The following is a 16,975-nucleotide window of genomic DNA, read 5'->3' as shown; positions in this document are numbered from 1 at the left end:
GTTGGCCACCGCCACCACCCATACCACCGCCGCCCATGCCACCACCGCCGCCACCGAATTGGTGCAGCACGGGAACTCCGGCAAAGGCGTCGGGAATGATCAGGTCGACCGGCTGGGAGGTTTTATTCGTGACGAACAGCCGGCCACTTTGACTGTTTCGGGCCATGAATTTTACATCGACCAAGCCTTGGTCGATCGCGTCAAACACGTCGACTGGTTGCTTATCTGTAGCAGTGTCCTCGGCATGAGCTGATGAGCCCAGTGCAGCGCAAGCCAGGACCGCGAGCGCGAATGTCGAGTGCCAACTTATTGATCGAAAAAACGTCATGGGTTTCTAGCCTCTTCAAATGACAATGACTCTGACAAGCTAGCCCAGCTCTTACGAGGCGGGCCCAGCCAGCTATCCCTCCAGCATAAACTGCACGGCATGAAAATCCAAGAAAAACAGGCAATCCAGGCAGAATCGGTGGTGTCGAACCCAGTGGGCCTATTTCCAACCCTAACCCACCGCTTTTCTGCGAGATTCCCGCAGGTTTTCGCATCTGTGGCTCATCCAGGCCGGGCGAGAGTGCAATACTTTATTTCAGCCGACAACCCCGCTACGATCCTGGGTGAACCCGCAACCTGTGTCCGCCGCCGCCACGACTTCCTCGACCCCCGTCCGTTCCCAAGGCTGGATTGTCTCGCCTTGGTGGGACATGTCGTACGTAGTTATTACGCCGCTACTGATTGTGCCGGTGGTGCTGATTCTCGTACGCCAGGTGCTCACCCCCGAGCAAGTGTCGCTTGCGGTGATTTCCTTTGCATCGCTGGGGCATCATCTGCCAGGCTTCATGCGGGCCTATGGCGACCGCGAACTGTTTTGGCGCTACCCGTGGCGATTCCTGCTTGTGCCGCCGTTGATATTCGCCATCGCCCTGTTATTTTCGCCACCCACGTGGCTCGCTGAAGACCTGGGACTTCCCTGGAAGCATCTTCATGGACTGGAACTCGTCCTGCTGATTTGGGGCACTTGGCATGGGCTCATGCAGACGTATGGCTTCATGCGGATCTACGACGTCAAACGCGGCGTGCACGATCGTTGGTCGGCTCGACTCGATCATTGGCTGTGTCTGATCGTCTTCATCTCGGGAGTGGTATTCAGTGATGCTCGCGTGTTTGGTATTGCCAACGCGATGTGGCAATCCGGTTTACCCATCGTTGGCCCCGATTGGCTGAAGTGGACGCGGGTGGGCGTCGCAGCGATTGCAGCGATTGTGTTTACTGCTTACTGCATCAACCTCGTGCGGCAAACACGCGCAGGCATGCCGGTCAGCTGGATCAAGCTGTTATTGATTGGCATCACGGGCTGGTTCTATTGGTACACCGGACGACTTTCGGTGAACGTGTTGATCGGTATCGCGATGTTCGAGATTTTCCACGCGGTGCAATACTACGCGATTGTCTGGATCTACAATCGGCGCTTGTTCAATCGTGCGGGAGAAAAGTTTGGACCGCTCGGCTTCTTATTCAGCGACCGCTGGACGATGCTCGGATTGTATCTGGCTGCAATTGGGGCTTACAGCTCGATCCGTTTCTTTACTGTTGATGCCAACGCATACATATTCAGTGGCTCCAACGAGAACGCTTATCAATGGCTCGTTGCTCTGTTTGTGACATCTTCGTTCTTGCATTTCTATTTTGATGGCTTCATCTGGAAAGTGAGCGAACGCAAAACGCAAGACAATCTCGTTGATAAGCCGCTCGATACGGCACCGGCTATGATCGGCGTCTCGGGGCTCGTTCATGCCGCGAAATGGGCCGTGCTGTTGGCGATTGTGGCAGGATTGCTCATTGCCGAGAAACGCCGCTTGCGCGAAACGGGCCCTAATGACGTCCGCCGTTTGGCGGCCTTGGCAGCGTTGACGCCCAATCTGCCGGAATGCCACGCGATGCTCAGTCGCGATGCGCTCTCTCGGGGCGATGCGAAAACGGCCGTCGTGTTTGCCGAGAAGGCACTGCAGCACCGCGAGAGTTCGCACACCGCCCATGCTGACTTGGGCTTGGCCTATCTTATGAGCGGACGATTGCAGGATGCCCAGCAGCAATTTGAGGAAGCCGTCGCGATTGCCCCCGATCAGTGGACCCATCACTGCGACTTGGGCATGGTGCTTGAACGGTTAGGAAACACAGAACGAGCTGAACAGGAATTGCGATTGGCTGTCGAGCTTGGCCCCAACCAGTCGGAAGCTTACGAGCAACTAGCAGAATTCTACTTGAATCAAAATCGCACGAACGATGCAGCAGAGCTTTATCAGCAAATCAGCCAAAAATTCGCGTTATCCCTGAGCGGCGAGCTCGGCAAGATCATGCTACTCAACCGCCAGGGAGATCATCACAAGGCGGTCGAGTTGGCAAGTTTTCTAGCAGCGGCGAATGCCAACGATTGGCGGGTGCTCGTGGCCCTGGGAGCTTCGCTCAACGCGGCTGGCGAACCTGATCAGGCGCTCGCTCCACTCAATCAAGCAGTGCTTCTGCGGCCAAATTCCGCGGAAGCTCAGTATCAACTAGGGCTCGCTCAATTTCAGCTAGGTCAATATCCGCAAGCCTTGGTGACCTTGGCAAAGGCCCTCAAACTCGATTCCAAGCACTTCGGCGCACAGTTCCAGTTGGCGAACACGTATTACACGTTGGGCGAAGCCGATGCGGCTCTAGAAGCCTATCAGAAAGCACTTGATCTTCGTCCCTCCGACCCCACCGTGAGCGCCAACTTCGGCGGGTTGCTTTTTCAATTGGGTATGATCGAGGAAGCCGAAAAAGTTTATCGCGCCGCACTCAAACAATCTCCCGATTCGAGGGAACTCAATTACAACTTGGGATTGCTGTTATTGCAAAAAGGAGAACAGGCTTCCGCCAAGGAGTTGATTTTCAGAGCAGAACAACTTGGCCTCAAAGTGCCGACAGAAGTTCGCGAGGCGCTACAGCGTATTGAGTAGTCGTTGCCTGTTCAATGGCCACAAGAAACGCGAAAAAAACACAAGATATTCAATCTCCATTTTTGTGACTTTTCGTGCCTTTCGTGGCAATCAAATTGCGGCTGGAAATTGCAGCCTATTTCTCGCCGACCATTTCTTGAAACTGGGCCTCGCTAATCACTTTTACGCCCAGGCTGCTTGCTTTTTCCAACTTGCTACCGGCACTTTCGCCAGTCACTAGATAGTCGGTGTTTTTGGAAACGCTCCCCGCCGCGCGGCCACCGAGGCGTTCCACGAGCGCATGAATTTCGTCGCGTGTGTATTTCTCAAGTTTGCCCGTCACAACGACCGTCTTCCCAGCGAAGAGTTGCTCTTCTGCTGGCAGCGAAACTTCACGCATGCTTCCCATATCGAGACCAGCTTTGGCTAGGCTTTCAATGGTCGTTAAGCCATGTTCGCTCTGAAGAAAGTGATGCACACTCGCCGCGATGATCGGACCAATTTCGTTGATTTCGCTGAGCTGTTCTTCAGTGGCAGCTTGCAGATTGGACATCGTTTGAAAATGATCGGCCAGGATCGTTGCAACTCGTGTTCCCACGTGGCGGATTGTCAGGGCATTCAACAACCGCGCGAGGCCCCGTGATTTACTTTGCTCGATCGCTTCGACGACATTCTGTGCCGATTTCTTCCCCATCCGTTCGAGATTGGCGAGCTGCTCGACCGTGAGTTCATAGAGATCGGCAAACTCTTTGACGAGCCCTGCCGAAACTAACTGATCGACAAGCTTGTCCCCAAGGCCTTCGATATCCATCGCCGAGCGGCTGGCAAAATACCGCAAGCGTTCGCGCAATTGAGCGGGGCACGTGTGATTCGGGCAGCGAATATAAACGCCCCCTTCGTCCTTCTCGACCGCGGTGCCACATTCAGGGCACTTGGTGGGGAACTTGAATGGCTTCGCTCCCTCGGGACGCAGATGTGTTTCCACGCGAACGATGTGAGGAATCACTTTCCCCGCTTTTTCCACGATGACCGTATCGCCGACGCGGATATCCTTGCGCTCAATTTCCTCGGCATTGTGCAAACTCGCGCGGCTAACCGTCGTGTTGGCTAACTCAACCGGTTCAAGTTCGGCGACGGGCGTGATTGTGCCCGTCTTGCCAACTTGCACGCGAATTTCGTTGAGCTTTGTGGCGGCTTCGTACTTTTCAAATTTGTAGGCGATCAGCCAGCGCGGGCTTTTGCTGGTCGCCCCCAGCCGTTCACGCTGCTCAAAATTGTTGACTTTGAGCACAAGGCCATCGACTTCAAATTCCAACTCGTGAAGCCGCTCGATCAAACTTTCGCAGTGCGTGATCGCCGCTTCCAGGTTGGGAAAGACCTCGACGTGAGGCGTCAACGGCAAACCCCATTGGCCGAGTTGCTTGAGGAACTCCATATGAGTTTTGGCGGTGAGGCCATCGACTTTGCCCACACCGTGGCTGAAAAGTCGCAAACGACGCTGCGCACAAATGCGCGGGTCTAAAAGTTTGATGCTGCCTGCCGCAGTGTTGCGAGTGTTGGCGTAGGCTTCGAGCCCTTGCTCCTGCCGCTGAGCGTTGAGTCGCGTCAACTCGGCATTGGTCATGTAAATCTCGCCGCGTACTTCGACCAAGGGCGGAAAACTTTTTCCCTTGAGTCGCAGCGGCACGTCGACCACCGTGCGGATATTATGCGTCACGTCATCACCCGTGGTGCCGTCGCCCCGTGTGACCCCGCGGATCAGTTCGCCATTCTCATAGATGAGCGACATCGCCACGCCATCGATCTTCAACTCTACGACCCATTCGATCTCTTCACCAGGAAGCAGCTTAGCGGTTCGTTCTCCATATTTGCGCAACTCTTCCAAGCTGTACGTGTTGTCGATCGACATCATCGGCACGAGATGCCGCACTTGCGTGAGATATTCGACCGGCCGCCCACCAACCCGTCGCGTGGGACTATCCGTCGTGACCAAATCAGGATGCTCGGCTTCAAGCTGCTTGAGCCGCTCCATCAAGCGGTCGTAATCGAGATCCGAAATCGTCGGTTTCGCATCGACGTAGTAACGCTCATCGTGTGTGCGAATTTCCTCGCGCAGCTGTTCGATTTCCGTTCGAGCATTACTCATATTTGTTATAGCCGCAGGCGGTAGCCTACGGTGAGAAAGTTCAACCGTAGGCTACCGCCTGCGGCTAGCAATATTCTTACTCAATCTTCAAGCCCACACTCGGGAACCACCGTCACATTCTTCCCCGTCGCAGAATTGGGGATCAGGCACAAAAACTTGAGCGGCGCATCGCCCGTGTTCTTGAATTGATGCACGTCGTCGGGGGCGACAAACACGACATCTCCTTGGTTCAATGGCAATTCCTTATCGCCGTCGACGATCACACCGCTTCCTTCGACGACATAGATTTCATGTTCGTAGTTGTGGAAATGCCGTGGTGTGTGTCCGCCCGGTGCGACCTCAAATTGCCGCATGACAAAATTAGGGGCTTGCTCTTCGTTCCCCACAAGGATTTGCACCTTGCAGCCCGCGGCCCCTTCCATCTCCACAGGCTTTTGCGGGACATCGCTCGCACGTTTCAGTTTCATGCTATTGATCCTTAATTTCTTTATTGCTCGGTGGTGCTTCACTCATCCACCAACTGTCCGTCGCGATCGCCCCCACTGTCAACACGCCCATCACGCCCAACTCCCATAGGATTACGCGTGTGCCGTGCTTGTTGAGCCATGTGAACAATGGCTGTTTCGTTTGCTCGCGCACCTCCGGATTCGTGGCATTCACTTCCACGAATGCCATGTAACCATAGGCAAACACCGTGACCACAAACGCCATCCCAACGGGGATAAGCAGCGTGTAAAACGGGTTTTTCCACTTTTTGAGAGACAATGTCGGCCTGCATTGGAAAGGGTTAGTTAGTGAGACAAGCGATTATATCGCAGCCGTGGCGTGACGGCATGGGTAGTGCAATCGCGGGCTTTCTCCGCTAAGATAAGGGGTTTCCCAGAACCCACGAGCCCTTGCTGGATAGGCCGCCGTGAAGCAGTCCACCATTTCCTTGCGCGGCGTTGCCGTCAACAATCTGCAGAAAATCGATCTCGATCTGCCCCATCGGCAGTTGATCGCTTTCTGTGGCGTGAGCGGTAGCGGCAAGACGAGCCTTGCCCTCGACACGCTCTACGCCGAGGGACAACGCCGCTATATCGAAAGCTTTTCTACGTACACGCGGCAATTTCTCGAACAACTCGACAAGCCCGCCGCGGAGAGCATCGAAGGAATTCCCCCGTCGATTGCCGTCACGCGCAAGAACGTCAGCCGTTCCAGCCGCGCGACCGTGGGGAGCACCACGCAAATCAACGAGCATCTGCAATTGCTGTTCGCTCGCGTGGGGGAAGTGATCTGTCACACGTGTGGCCAAAAGGTCAGCCAAGATTCGGCAGAATCCGCGACGGACAAATTGTCGCAGCTTCCCGACGGCACGCGCATGATGGTTGGGTTTATCTCTCATCGCGGCCAGCAACGGCCGACGGAAGTGTGGGTCGCCGATTTGGTGGCGCTTGGTTATCGCCGAGTCGTTCTCAATGGAAAGTTTGTCGAACTTGGCCCCGCGGCTGTTGCGGAACTCGCCGAGCGCGAATCGGTGAAGGTGGTGCTCGATCGACTCACCGCTGGCGGCGAGGGCATGACACGCCTGCGCGATTCGCTCGAAGCTGCCCAAGAAGCGGGTCGCGGCACGTCGCTCGTTTGGATTGATGCCCGCGATCCCGAAGTTTTGCCCGAGGGTTTGGGTAAGCACGTTGATATCGAAGGGCAACCATGGCTCCGTCGGCGCTTCAGCCAGTTCTTCCGTTGCGAAACATGCAAGATCGATTACCCCACGCCCGAACCGCAGCTATTGAACTTCAACAATCCGCTGGGGGCTTGCCCGGCGTGTGAAGGTTTTGGCAATGTGATCGACATCGATATGGATCGCGTGGTTCCCGACCCCAACAAAAGCCTACGCGACGGAGCGATTGCTCCTTGGAACACGCCTGCTTATGAGCATGAGCTGAAAGAATTGTTGGCACTCGCCAAAGAATACAATTTGCCGGTCGATATTCCGTTTCGCGAACTTACGCCCGGTCATTTGGCGATTGTTCGCGATGGCGTGCCTGAGAAAAAGTTTGGAGGGCTCACGGGCTTTTTCAATTGGCTTGAGCGGCGGAAATACAAAATGCACCTCCGCGTGTTCTTGAGCCGCTGGCGGAGTTATTATCCGTGCAAAGAGTGCGGCGGGGCACGGCTCAATCAGGCTGCGCTGGCCGTGCGGATCGGCGGGGCCAACATCGCTGAACTATCACGGCTCAAGATTCGCGAAGCGCTCAACTGGTTCGCTCAGCTTGATCTCACGCCGTGGCAGCAGCAAGTGGGCCGCTTACTGCTCGATCAAGTTGTGAACCGGTTGAAATATCTCGACCGTGTGGGCGTGGGGCACTTATCCCTCGAACGGCCCTTGCGCACTTTGAGTGGCGGCGAATCTCAGCGTGTTTCACTCACATCGGCGTTGGGCTCCAATCTCGTCGGCATGTTGTATGTTCTCGACGAACCGTGTGTTGGTTTGCACCCGGCCGATGTGCCGCAGTTGGTGAGCTCGATTCGCGAACTTCGCGACCGGGGTAACACGGTCGCCGTCATCGAACATGAGGGCGCGGTTCTGCAAGCGGCGGATCAAGTTGTCGAACTCGGGCCCGGTGCGGGGGAATTCGGCGGCAAGGTGGTCTTCCAAGGCACGCCCGCCGAAATGGTTGAAAGTCGCGACAGTCGCACGGGAGATTGGCTTTCGGGTCGGCGGACAATCGGCAAACGCGCGGCACGGCGGCCGCTCGAACATGGCGTGATTCGTTTGGAAGTTGCCAGCGGTAACAATTTGCAAGATGTCTCGGTGGATTTCCCGCTCTCGACGCTCTGTGTCGTGACCGGTGTGAGCGGCGCGGGGAAGAGTACGCTCGTGCAGCAAACTTTGTTTCCAGCCGTAGCTCAACGCCTGCGCCAAGAAGTCGAACGGCCTGAGCCATTCACTGAAATCAAAGGTGTGCATCAGATTGAAGACGCAGTCTTGATCGATCAAAGCCCTATTGGCCGCACGCCGCGGTCGAATCCGGTGACTTATGTTAAGGCCTTCGACCCGATCCGCGCGCTCTTTGCCGAAAGCACCGAAGCGCAATCGCGCGGATTCAAGGCCAGCCACTTTAGTTTTAATGTCGAAGGGGGACGCTGCGAAGCCTGCCAGGGCGATGGCTTTTTGCAGATCGACATGCGGCTGATGGCCGACGTGTATATGAAATGCCCCGAGTGCCACGGCCAGCGTTTTCGTCGCGAGGTACTCGATGTGAAGTATCGTGGTTACAACATTGCCGAAGTGTTGAATCTCTCCGTGCGCGAGGCATTCACGTTCTTCCGCGGGCATCGTAAGATCCTCGCCAAGCTCAAATGCCTGATGGATGTTGGGCTCGATTATCTCCGCTTGGGCCAACCGGCCAACACGCTTTCCGGTGGTGAAGCCCAGCGCCTGAAAATGGCAACGTATATCTCTGCCGAGCGCCGCGGTCGCACACTATTCGTTCTCGACGAGCCGACGACGGGGCTCCATTATTCCGACGTGTTGCAACTTTTGGATTGTTTCGATTCGCTCGTCGATATGGGGCATTCCTTGGTCGTGGTCGATCACAACCTGCTGATCATGCAGGCGGCGGATTGGATCATCGACCTCGGCCCGGGCGCTGCCGACGAAGGAGGCCGCGTCGTGGCGATGGGGACCCCCGAACAACTTGCTGCCAACTCCGCGTCGGTGACGGGCAAATTTCTCGCCCGGGAACTCAAGAAAACTGCCAAAGCATTGGCGGCGGGCTGATCATGAACGACAAACTATCCCTGGTCGTGGGTGAACGTTCTGAGCATCGTGCTCAGCTTACTTTTTTGGCAAACGCGGAATCAGGAATTGTAGAGATAACGGGATTCGTGCGCGGCCCGTTCTCGCAGTTTGCTAAAACTTTGACCGCAGATTTTCCGTTGCGGCCCATGGAGAACGCATGCTCATCAAGCACAGCGGTAACGGAACCGTGCTACTGGACACCGCGGTTGCCGTTTTGGTACGACACGCGGCTAACGCTCAAGCTTCAAAATGGTGAGACGTACGAGGAAATCGTTCCCATCGGGTTCAAGCGGTTTTATTGCGAAGGAAAGAACTTTCTTCTCGAGGGCAAAAGAACTGTTTTGCGTGGTTTGCGCTGCGACTACCCGAGCGAAGAAGACTTGCGACTGGCACGCAAGTTCGAGACGGCACTCATTGTGCAGGGCGTCGATGAGGGATTATGCAGCGAAGCGAGTCGATCCGGCGTACCTTTGATTGTTGACTTGCGTGAAGCAGCTGAGTTTGAGAATTGCGACTTCTATCCGGCGGTGATGCTGCAACTGGTCACAGTGGAGCAACTTCGCGACAATTCTTGGACACGCCCACGCGAGTCTTATGTCGTGGCCAGCGTGACACCCAGCGACCCGCAATCCGATGTCGTGTGTGATGCGTTTGCCATCGAACTCGATCCCGGCGACCGGCCCCCCGCTTGGTTAGCCACCTGCGCTAAACCGGTAATCGCTATTTGCAGGAACATAGCAAGCGAAATCCCCACGGCACGCGCCGGCTGCGATCGCTTACAAGCAGAGTTGGCACCCGAGTTCGATTTAGCTGGTTACTTTGTGTGATAGAGCTATGAGCAAGCCAATTGATCGCTATCGCCGTCAAACACGCTTCGCCCCTTTCGGTGAAGAGGGACAACGCCATTTGCGCAACGCCCGCGTGCTCGTGGTTGGTTGCGGCGCGCTCGGCTGTGTGAGTGCCGATTTGCTCGTCCGCGCTGGCGTTGGGTTCGTGCGGCTCGTCGACCGCGATTTCGTGGAACGCGACAATCTCCATCGGCAAGTTTTGTTTACCGAAGCCGATGCCGAGGCACAGCTTCCCAAGGCGGTCGCCGGTGCCAACCGCCTCGCCGCGGTGAATTCCTCGGTTCAGATTGAACCCATTGTCGCCGATGTCAATCCCACGAATATTCAGCGACTTGCTGGCGACGTGCATGTGATCGTCGATGGCACCGACAATTTTGAAACACGCTATCTGATCAACGATTTCGCTGTGGCCAATAACTTGCCGTGGGTCTTTGCCGGCTGCGTCGGTGCTGAAGGGCAAACCATGGCGATACAACCCGGAAAGTCATGCTGCCTGAGTTGCTTTTTACCGGAGCCACCCCCAGCGGCGAGCATGCCCACCTGCGAAACGGCCGGAGTGCTAGCGCCGATTGTTTCGGTGGTGGCCGCCTATCAGGCCATGGAAGCGATCAAGTTGTGCAGCGGTAACGCCGGTGCCGTGAATTCGCAACTGACCGTGTTCGATTTGTGGAACAACCAGGTACGCTCAATCAACATGCAGTCCAGCCGTCGGCCAGATTGCCCCACCTGCGGCCAGCGGCAATTTCCCTGGCTCGCTGGCGAGCGTGGTTCGGCCGTGACAAAACTCTGTGGGCGAAATTCGGTTCAGATTTCCCCTGCCGAATCAAACACCCTCAATCTTGCTGTGCTAGCAGAGAAGCTTCGATCGGTTGGAACCGTGACAGCCAACAACTATCTCTTGCGGCTAGCGATCGATGACTTCCTGATCACCGTGTTTGCTGATGGCCGCGCCATCGTCGGCGGCACCGAGGATGAGGCTGTTGCCCGCACGGTGCTGGCAAAATACGTCGGTTCGTGACGTTACATCTCACGCGGCTTGGCCAAATTCTCAGCCATAAATTTTGTCTGCCCAAGTTCAAGCACTGTTCGTCGAGTCGGTGGGTCCGTCTGGCCGATGGAAGATTTAGACCCAGCATCTTCGGCGGCTCAAGCCCAGCTGACCCAGCTTCTTAGCCTTGCCGAACCCAAAGTGCGCGTATGGAGCAGCTAAGAACTTGCGCTTCCTCTGCGCTCAAACCTTTTCACGAGACCTGCAACTTTGTATGGCTACTGCTGAAACCTCATCTCCTGTTACTGCCAATTTTGCCGCGACCGACGCTTCAACTTCACAATCCGCCGTGGGCCGCATGGGCCCGTGGCAGTTGGTGCGATTGTTGAGTGAAAGCGAATTGGCCCGCGTTTACTCGGCTCGCCCTGCCGACGCGCCGTCAAACCAATCCGCCAACTACGTGGTGAAGGCCCTGCGCAAAGAATGGTGGCGCGATCCGCAAGCCATTGAAATGCAGCGGCGGGCAGTTTGGATTGGCCGGCAACTTTCGCACCCGCATTTGCTGCCCGTCCTGTCGGCCAACGTCCAACAAGCGCCGTTTTATTTCGTGACGCCGAAACTCGCTGGCTGCTCGCTGGCTACGATCCTCAAGCAAGGCACGCGCTTGCCGCTGCCGATGAGCTTGTGGATCGCCCGCCAAGTGGCCGAAGCTTTGTCGGCGCTGCACGAGTCAGTGAAGATGATTCACTCCGACGTCAAACCCAACAATATCCTGGTCTCGGCCGAGGGCCATGCCACGTTGATTGACCTGGGCTTTGCTTATGCGATCAGCGAGGCTCGTCATTGGTCGTCGCGACCCATCACCGGCACGCTCAACTACATTGCCCCCGAAGCCGTGACTTCCAGCCTCTCCGTGGACGTCACCAGCGATCTCTATAGCTTGGGGGTGACGCTCTACGAAATGCTCACTGGCCACTTGCCGTTTGCCGCGAAATCGCCTGATGAGCTCGTCCGCATGCACCGCGAAAGCAAACCGGTGTGCGTGCGTGATATGTCGCCTCGATTACCAAAGCCGGTGGCTTCCTTGGTCCATCGTCTGCTGTCGAAAGACCCGCTCCGTCGGCCCAACTCGGCCGCATCGGTGAGCGAAGAATTGATGCGGCTCGAAATCGAATGCTTCTCGCTTAACTGAGCAGTTCCAAAGCTCAAAGCCAGTGAGGATGCGCCGGCGGGAGAATTTCCGACGCATCCCCACGACAGGAGATAAGCGAGAACTAATTGGCTTCGACCGGAGCTGGCTCGACGCCATCGAGAAATCCCGTCAACGATCGGCTGCGATAAGGCGATTGCAACTTGCGAACGGCCTTCGATTCGATCTGCCGCACCCGTTCACGAGTCACCGAGAAAATCTTGCCGACTTCTTCGAGCGTGTAGGTGTAGCCATCGGCCAGACCGTAACGCAAACGCAGGATTTCGCGTTCACGGTGCGAAAGATCGGTCATCACTTCTTCGAGCTTCAGCTTCAAAGCTTCCAAGTTCGAATCGTACAGCGGATCGTCGTCGCGTTGCTCTTCGAGGAATTCGCCAAAGTAGTTGTCTTCGTGATCGCCCACCGGTTGGTCGAGCGACAGCGGATGACGAGTCATCTTGTGAACACAGCGGGCATCTTCCAACGAGAGACCGGCACGTTCGGCGATTTCCTCGGGGTTTGGCTCGCGGCCGAAATCTTGGACAAACGCTGCGGTGACCGTGCGAATCTTGCTCATCGTGTCGATCATGTGAACCGGCAAACGAATCGTGCGGCTTTGATCGGCGATGGCACGGGTGATCGCTTGGCGAATCCACCATGTGGCATACGTCGAGAATTTGTAACCACGGGCATGCTCAAACTTATCAACGGCCCGCATCAAGCCGGTGTTGCCTTCTTGGATGAGATCCAGAAAGCTCATGCCGCGGTTGCGATAACGCTTTGCAATCGACACCACGAGCCGCAGGTTGGCGGCGGAAAGCTCACGCTTGGCGGCATCGTATTGCACCTTGTGACCTTCGGTGCGTTTAACCAAACGAGACAAAGTTTGCGGCGTTTCCAACGAAATCCGCATCAGATAACGCAACTCTTCGGTGAACTCGCGGTGCAGAACCGAATGGAGCAGCTCTTCCGGCTTCTTGAGTTGGTCCTTGATCGAGGTCATCCGCTTGCTAATTTCCTTCAACTGATCCCAGAGCGGCATCAAACGCTGCAAACGAATATTCAGCTCTTCGACCAATCGGACGGCCTTGTTGCGGCGGGTAATCAACCGACGCCAGGCGGCACGCTTTTCTTCACGGGTCGCCCGACGGCTGACGGCCAGACGGTAGTCCGCCTGATTTTGAGCGAGCAAGTGGCGAACCGTCACCAGATTCGGTCCGATCCGCTTGAGGATTCGCTTCTTTTCGGTTGTGTTGGTCACCGAGATTTCAATCGTACGATCCAGACGCAGCGAGCCTTCGAACACTTTTTGCAGCAACTCGGCCGCACCGTGAAGCATGAAGTCGTTGCACAACAGTGCGCGGCGGAAGCGGGTGCGGGTCAGCTCAATCCGCTTGGCCGAAGAAACTTCATGCTCGCGGCTCAGCATGGGAATTTCACCCATCTGCATTAGATACATCCGCACGGGATCGTCGATCGCACCTTCGTCATCGGTTTCGACTTCTTCGGCCGGAGCGAAATCATCGAAGGCCTCGTCGTCGATTTCGTTTTCAAAATTGTCGGTGTTAGCCGGTTTGCGAGGAGCACCACTGGTTTTGGCCGATCCGTTGGCCGAGCCGTTAAGAGGTTTCTTGGGAGAAGTTCCTGAATTCGTACGAGAGTTGTAGGCCACGGCTGCTTCCTCGGGTGCTCGTGATTGGATGAGTGCTGAACCGTGGATTGCAGAGCCCATGCCGCTGGCCGAGAGAATGCGCCGCGTTGATGCCTAACTCTGTTCCCGATAGCAGTTTGCGCGCGAGCCGCTTCGTTCCACGAGTCCTTGCTCGTCGCCGTGGTGATGAGAAAACTCAACCCACGGCACGAACCCACGTTGCCCCGATACAACAGCCGAAGAATTGTTAGCCGGTCGTCACAAACGGAATTATTCGCACGAAGTGCAAGCAAGGGAATGGCTTAAGGCAAAGGGAATTGGGATTTGGTAGGATGGCATTCTCGTCATCCCGAGGGAGGCTTGCCGACCGAGGGATCTGGCTTCCATCTGAGTACGCCTTGATTGCGTGTTACGATTGAAGCCAGATTCCTCGGGTCGCAGAACTCCCCTCGGAATAACAATTCGCCACAGTCCACTGACGACAGTCCAAAGTCCACAGTCCTACCTATGCCCAAAATCGCCGTCATTATGCCAGCCGCCGGGGCCAGCCGCCGGTTCCGCGATCAGAACTACAAAAAGCCTTTCGCCCCCTTGGCAGGGCGAGCCGTGTGGCTCCACTCGGCGGAGAAATTTCTCAATCGCAGCGATGTGAAGCAAGTGATCGTGGTGATCTCGCCCGAGGACCAAGAAGAGTTCAATCGCAAGTTCGGCGCGAACATCGCGATCATGGGAATCGAGGTCTGTAAGGGAGGACACGAACGGGCTGACTCGGTGGAAAACGCCCTGGCCAAGGTGAAAAGCGACATCGACTTGGTGGCCATTCACGATGCCGCCCGGCCCTGTCTCGTTGAGAAATGGATCGACGAAGTTTTTGCCGCGGCGGAGAAAGATGGTGCGGCGATTCTGGCCGTCCCCGAACCTGCAACGCTCAAAAAGGTCTCTCAAGGGAAGATCATCGAGACTGTGAGCCGGGAAGCGATCTGGCAAGCTCAAACCCCACAGGTGTTTCGCCGTGACTTATTGCTGAAGGCCTACGCCGCCCGGGCGGGAAAGAACGTCACCGACGACGCCATGCTCGTCGAGCAGTTGGGACATCCGGTTACCGTGGTCGAGGGGTCACCGCTGAATCTTAAAATCACGACCCGCGACGATCTCAAGCTGGCCGAGCAAGTGCTCAAGGTTCTCCCCAAGCCAAAGCTCGACGGTTTTGCGAATCCCTTTGCTGGTGACGATATCTGGAGATAGTTTGATTTCGGATTTCGGAATGCGGATTTCGGAATTAAGATATTGAGTCATTCTGAGGGAGCCTAGGCGACTGAAGAATCTGGCCGCAATCTGAGCACGTTTAGCCAAGCGTGTTCGTGCTGCATGCCAGATCCCTCGGTCGCCTAGGCTCTCTCGGGATGACATTCATCACTCCGCAATCCCAACTCCGCAATCCGCAATGAATTTTTTCTCCGATCTCCAATGGCGTGGCCTCGTTCATCAAACCACTAACGATGATGGCATGGAGGCTTGGCTTGCCGAGAAGCCGCGCACCCTTTATGCCGGGTTCGATCCCACGGCGGCCAGTTTGCATGTCGGGCACATGATGGGGCTCATCATGCTGCGGCGTTTCCAACAGGCTGGGCATCGCCCCATCGCCGTGGTGGGTGGCGCGACCGGCATGATCGGCGACCCCAGCGGCAAGAGCGACGAGCGTAATCTCCTTTCCAAAGAAGACCTGCAAGCCAACGTCGAAGCCATCGGCCGGCAAATGGCGCGCTTCCTCGATTTCGATTCCGGGAGCCAATCCGCCTTGCTCGTCAACAATTTTGACTGGACGGGGAATTGGACTTACCTCGATTTCTTGCGCGACATCGGCAAGAACTTCCCCGTGAATGTGATGCTCGCCAAAGACTCGGTCAAAAGCCGCCTAGGCCGCGGTGAAGACGCCGGCAGCGGCGGCATGAGCTACACCGAGTTCAGCTATATGCTGCTCCAGGCTTATGACTTTGTGTACCTGAGCGACAAGTATGGCTGCGAACTCCAAGCCGGTGGCAGCGACCAATGGGGCAACGTCACCGCCGGGATCGATCTCGCCCGCCGGATGCGCGGCGTCCATCTTCACGGGATGACTTGGCCGCTGTTGACCAAGTCTGACGGCACGAAGATGGGCAAAACCGAGAGTGGTGCCGTGTGGCTGGCACCCGATCGGACCAGCCCCTACCAGTTCTATCAATACTGGATTAACGTCGACGATGCCGACGCGGGCAAATGCTTGCGGTTGCTCACCGAGCTTTCGCATCAAGAGATCGAGCTGCTCGACATTGCCCGCGCGAATCATCCCGACAAACGCGACAGCCAACGCCGCCTAGCCGAAGAAATCACGCGCCTTGTTCATGGTGACGAAGGTCTCCAAACAGCGCAAAAAGCCACGGAGATTTTCTTCGGCGCCGAGATCAGTGATTTGAACGACAACCAGCTCGGCGAAATCTTCGCCGACGTGCCGAGCAAAACGCTGAGTCGTTCCTGGTTGGATGGTAACGACCTTAACATCGTCAACGCGCTCGTCGAGGCCGGCCTCGCCAAAAGCAAAGGCGACGCCCGCCGCGCGGTCGAGCAGGGGGGCGCCTACGTCAACAATCGCCGCATCGAAAAGATCGACACGCTGCTCACGGCCGATTATCTGGCGAGCGAAACAGTGATGGTGCTGCGGAGCGGGAAGAAGAAGTACGCGCTTTTGCGGTTTGTGTGACAAAGAAGGTAAACACGTGACTTCAAAACTAGCAATTTCATCGACCCACAAACGAATCTCCCGGCAAATGTTTTGCTCAGCGGGGTTAATTGTGATGATTCTCGGATGCAGTCCAAACTCTCGATACTATGAGAAAGGGAATATTCGGCTTTCTGCTGACTTAAGTGGACAGGTTGCAACGTACAGGAGTCTGCAAATTGGAACCCCGGAACAACCGTTCGATAAGAACATTGGTTTGTATGAAGACGTAGTAATCGAAATCGTAGAAGGAAAGCCGATATCACTTAAAGAAATAACCATTAAGTATTTGGAGGAACATAAATCCAAGGTCACCGATTTGGATAAACTTGGTTACGATTCAACTTGGCCAATAGGAAGTAAAACGATCACTGTTGGCACACGGATTTTCTTTACTGTGAAGGGTAATCGCATACTTTATCTTTACCTGAATTCGGTGGGGCTGAGACCAGACGAACGCCCTCCAAGATTAGGGCTTAGAAATCACGACGAGCTTGTAACCATGCCTTTAAACCAACAAAACGTTGATGATCTTTTTGGCAAATCGGATAATGTTAACGATGTTTGGCACAAATAAACATCTTTGGTATTGCGATCGATGCGATCGCGGAAGGCATGGGCATAACGGTGGAGAGTTTTGATCGCTGGTTGAAAGTC

Annotated in this window: 12 protein-coding genes and 1 pseudogene; 8 read left to right on the top strand and 5 right to left on the bottom strand. The window is 55.8% G+C overall.

Going from position 1 to position 16,975, the window contains the following annotated elements:
- A pseudogene (locus AC6T8Q_RS11155) lies at positions 1–328 on the bottom strand (hypothetical protein); the annotation flags it as partial.
- Positions 329–611: 283 nt separating this feature from the next.
- Here AC6T8Q_RS11155 and AC6T8Q_RS11150 point away from each other — a divergent pair.
- The gene (locus AC6T8Q_RS11150; RefSeq protein WP_500679149.1) at positions 612–2,975 is read left to right on the top strand and encodes a tetratricopeptide repeat protein; all 2,364 of its coding nucleotides are present in this window, start codon (positions 612–614) and stop codon (positions 2,973–2,975) included.
- Between the two features lie 115 nt (positions 2,976–3,090).
- Here the strand turns inward: AC6T8Q_RS11150 and ligA are convergent, their stop codons facing one another.
- From ligA to AC6T8Q_RS11135, 3 genes are all read right to left on the bottom strand, one after another.
- The gene (gene ligA, locus AC6T8Q_RS11145) at positions 3,091–5,100 is read right to left on the bottom strand and encodes an NAD-dependent DNA ligase LigA (protein ID WP_500679148.1); all 2,010 of its coding nucleotides are present in this window, start codon (positions 5,098–5,100) and stop codon (positions 3,091–3,093) included.
- 80 nt (positions 5,101–5,180) lie between these two features.
- Positions 5,181–5,567 (bottom strand): cupin domain-containing protein, encoded by a 387-nt coding sequence (locus tag AC6T8Q_RS11140; protein ID WP_500679147.1) that lies wholly within the window; start codon positions 5,565–5,567, stop codon positions 5,181–5,183.
- 1 nt (position 5,568) lies between these two features.
- Positions 5,569–5,865: a hypothetical protein gene (locus tag AC6T8Q_RS11135; RefSeq protein WP_500679146.1), complete on the bottom strand. Its 297-nt coding sequence runs from the start codon at positions 5,863–5,865 to the stop codon at positions 5,569–5,571.
- 148 nt (positions 5,866–6,013) lie between these two features.
- Here AC6T8Q_RS11135 and uvrA point away from each other — a divergent pair, with 148 nt between their 5' ends.
- The 4 genes from uvrA to AC6T8Q_RS11115 all read left to right on the top strand — a co-directional run bounded on the left by uvrA (position 6,014) and on the right by AC6T8Q_RS11115 (position 11,915).
- Positions 6,014–8,866, top strand: a complete 2,853-nt coding sequence (gene uvrA / locus AC6T8Q_RS11130; protein WP_500679145.1) for an excinuclease ABC subunit UvrA — start codon at positions 6,014–6,016, stop codon at positions 8,864–8,866.
- A 2-nt stretch (positions 8,867–8,868) separates the two neighbouring features.
- Entirely contained in the window at positions 8,869–9,714 is an 846-nt protein-coding gene (locus tag AC6T8Q_RS11125) for a hypothetical protein (RefSeq protein ID WP_500679144.1), read from the top strand.
- A gap of 7 nt (positions 9,715–9,721) precedes the next feature.
- Positions 9,722–10,753 (top strand): ThiF family adenylyltransferase, encoded by a 1,032-nt coding sequence (locus AC6T8Q_RS11120; RefSeq protein WP_500679143.1) that lies wholly within the window; start codon positions 9,722–9,724, stop codon positions 10,751–10,753.
- 244 nt (positions 10,754–10,997) lie between these two features.
- A complete protein-coding gene (locus AC6T8Q_RS11115) occupies positions 10,998–11,915 on the top strand; it encodes a serine/threonine protein kinase (protein WP_500679142.1) in 918 nt (305 codons plus the stop codon).
- Positions 11,916–11,997: 82 nt separating this feature from the next.
- Here AC6T8Q_RS11115 and AC6T8Q_RS11110 read toward each other — a convergent pair whose 3' ends face one another.
- Complete coding sequence (locus AC6T8Q_RS11110) at positions 11,998–13,644, bottom strand: sigma-70 family RNA polymerase sigma factor (RefSeq protein WP_500679141.1); 1,647 nt, start codon at positions 13,642–13,644, stop codon at positions 11,998–12,000.
- A 426-nt stretch (positions 13,645–14,070) separates the two neighbouring features.
- On the opposite strand from AC6T8Q_RS11110, the gene ispD reads away from it, so the two are divergent.
- From ispD to AC6T8Q_RS11095, 3 genes are all read left to right on the top strand, one after another.
- A complete protein-coding gene (gene ispD, locus AC6T8Q_RS11105; protein ID WP_500679140.1) occupies positions 14,071–14,808 on the top strand; it encodes a 2-C-methyl-D-erythritol 4-phosphate cytidylyltransferase in 738 nt (245 codons plus the stop codon).
- Between the two features lie 199 nt (positions 14,809–15,007).
- On the top strand, positions 15,008–16,300 hold the full coding sequence (gene tyrS, locus AC6T8Q_RS11100; protein ID WP_500679139.1) for a tyrosine--tRNA ligase: 1,293 nt from the start codon (positions 15,008–15,010) through the stop codon (positions 16,298–16,300).
- Between the two features lie 16 nt (positions 16,301–16,316).
- Positions 16,317–16,895, top strand: coding sequence for a hypothetical protein (locus AC6T8Q_RS11095; protein ID WP_500679138.1), 579 nt, complete (start codon positions 16,317–16,319; stop codon positions 16,893–16,895).
- The last annotated feature ends 80 nt before the right edge of the window (positions 16,896–16,975 follow it).

This window comes from Bythopirellula sp., assembly GCF_041737835.1.
GTDB lineage: Bacteria > Planctomycetota > Planctomycetia > Pirellulales > Lacipirellulaceae > Bythopirellula.
The sequence above is the reverse complement of the archived record's forward strand: the minus strand, read 5'-3'. Positions and strand labels throughout refer to the sequence as shown.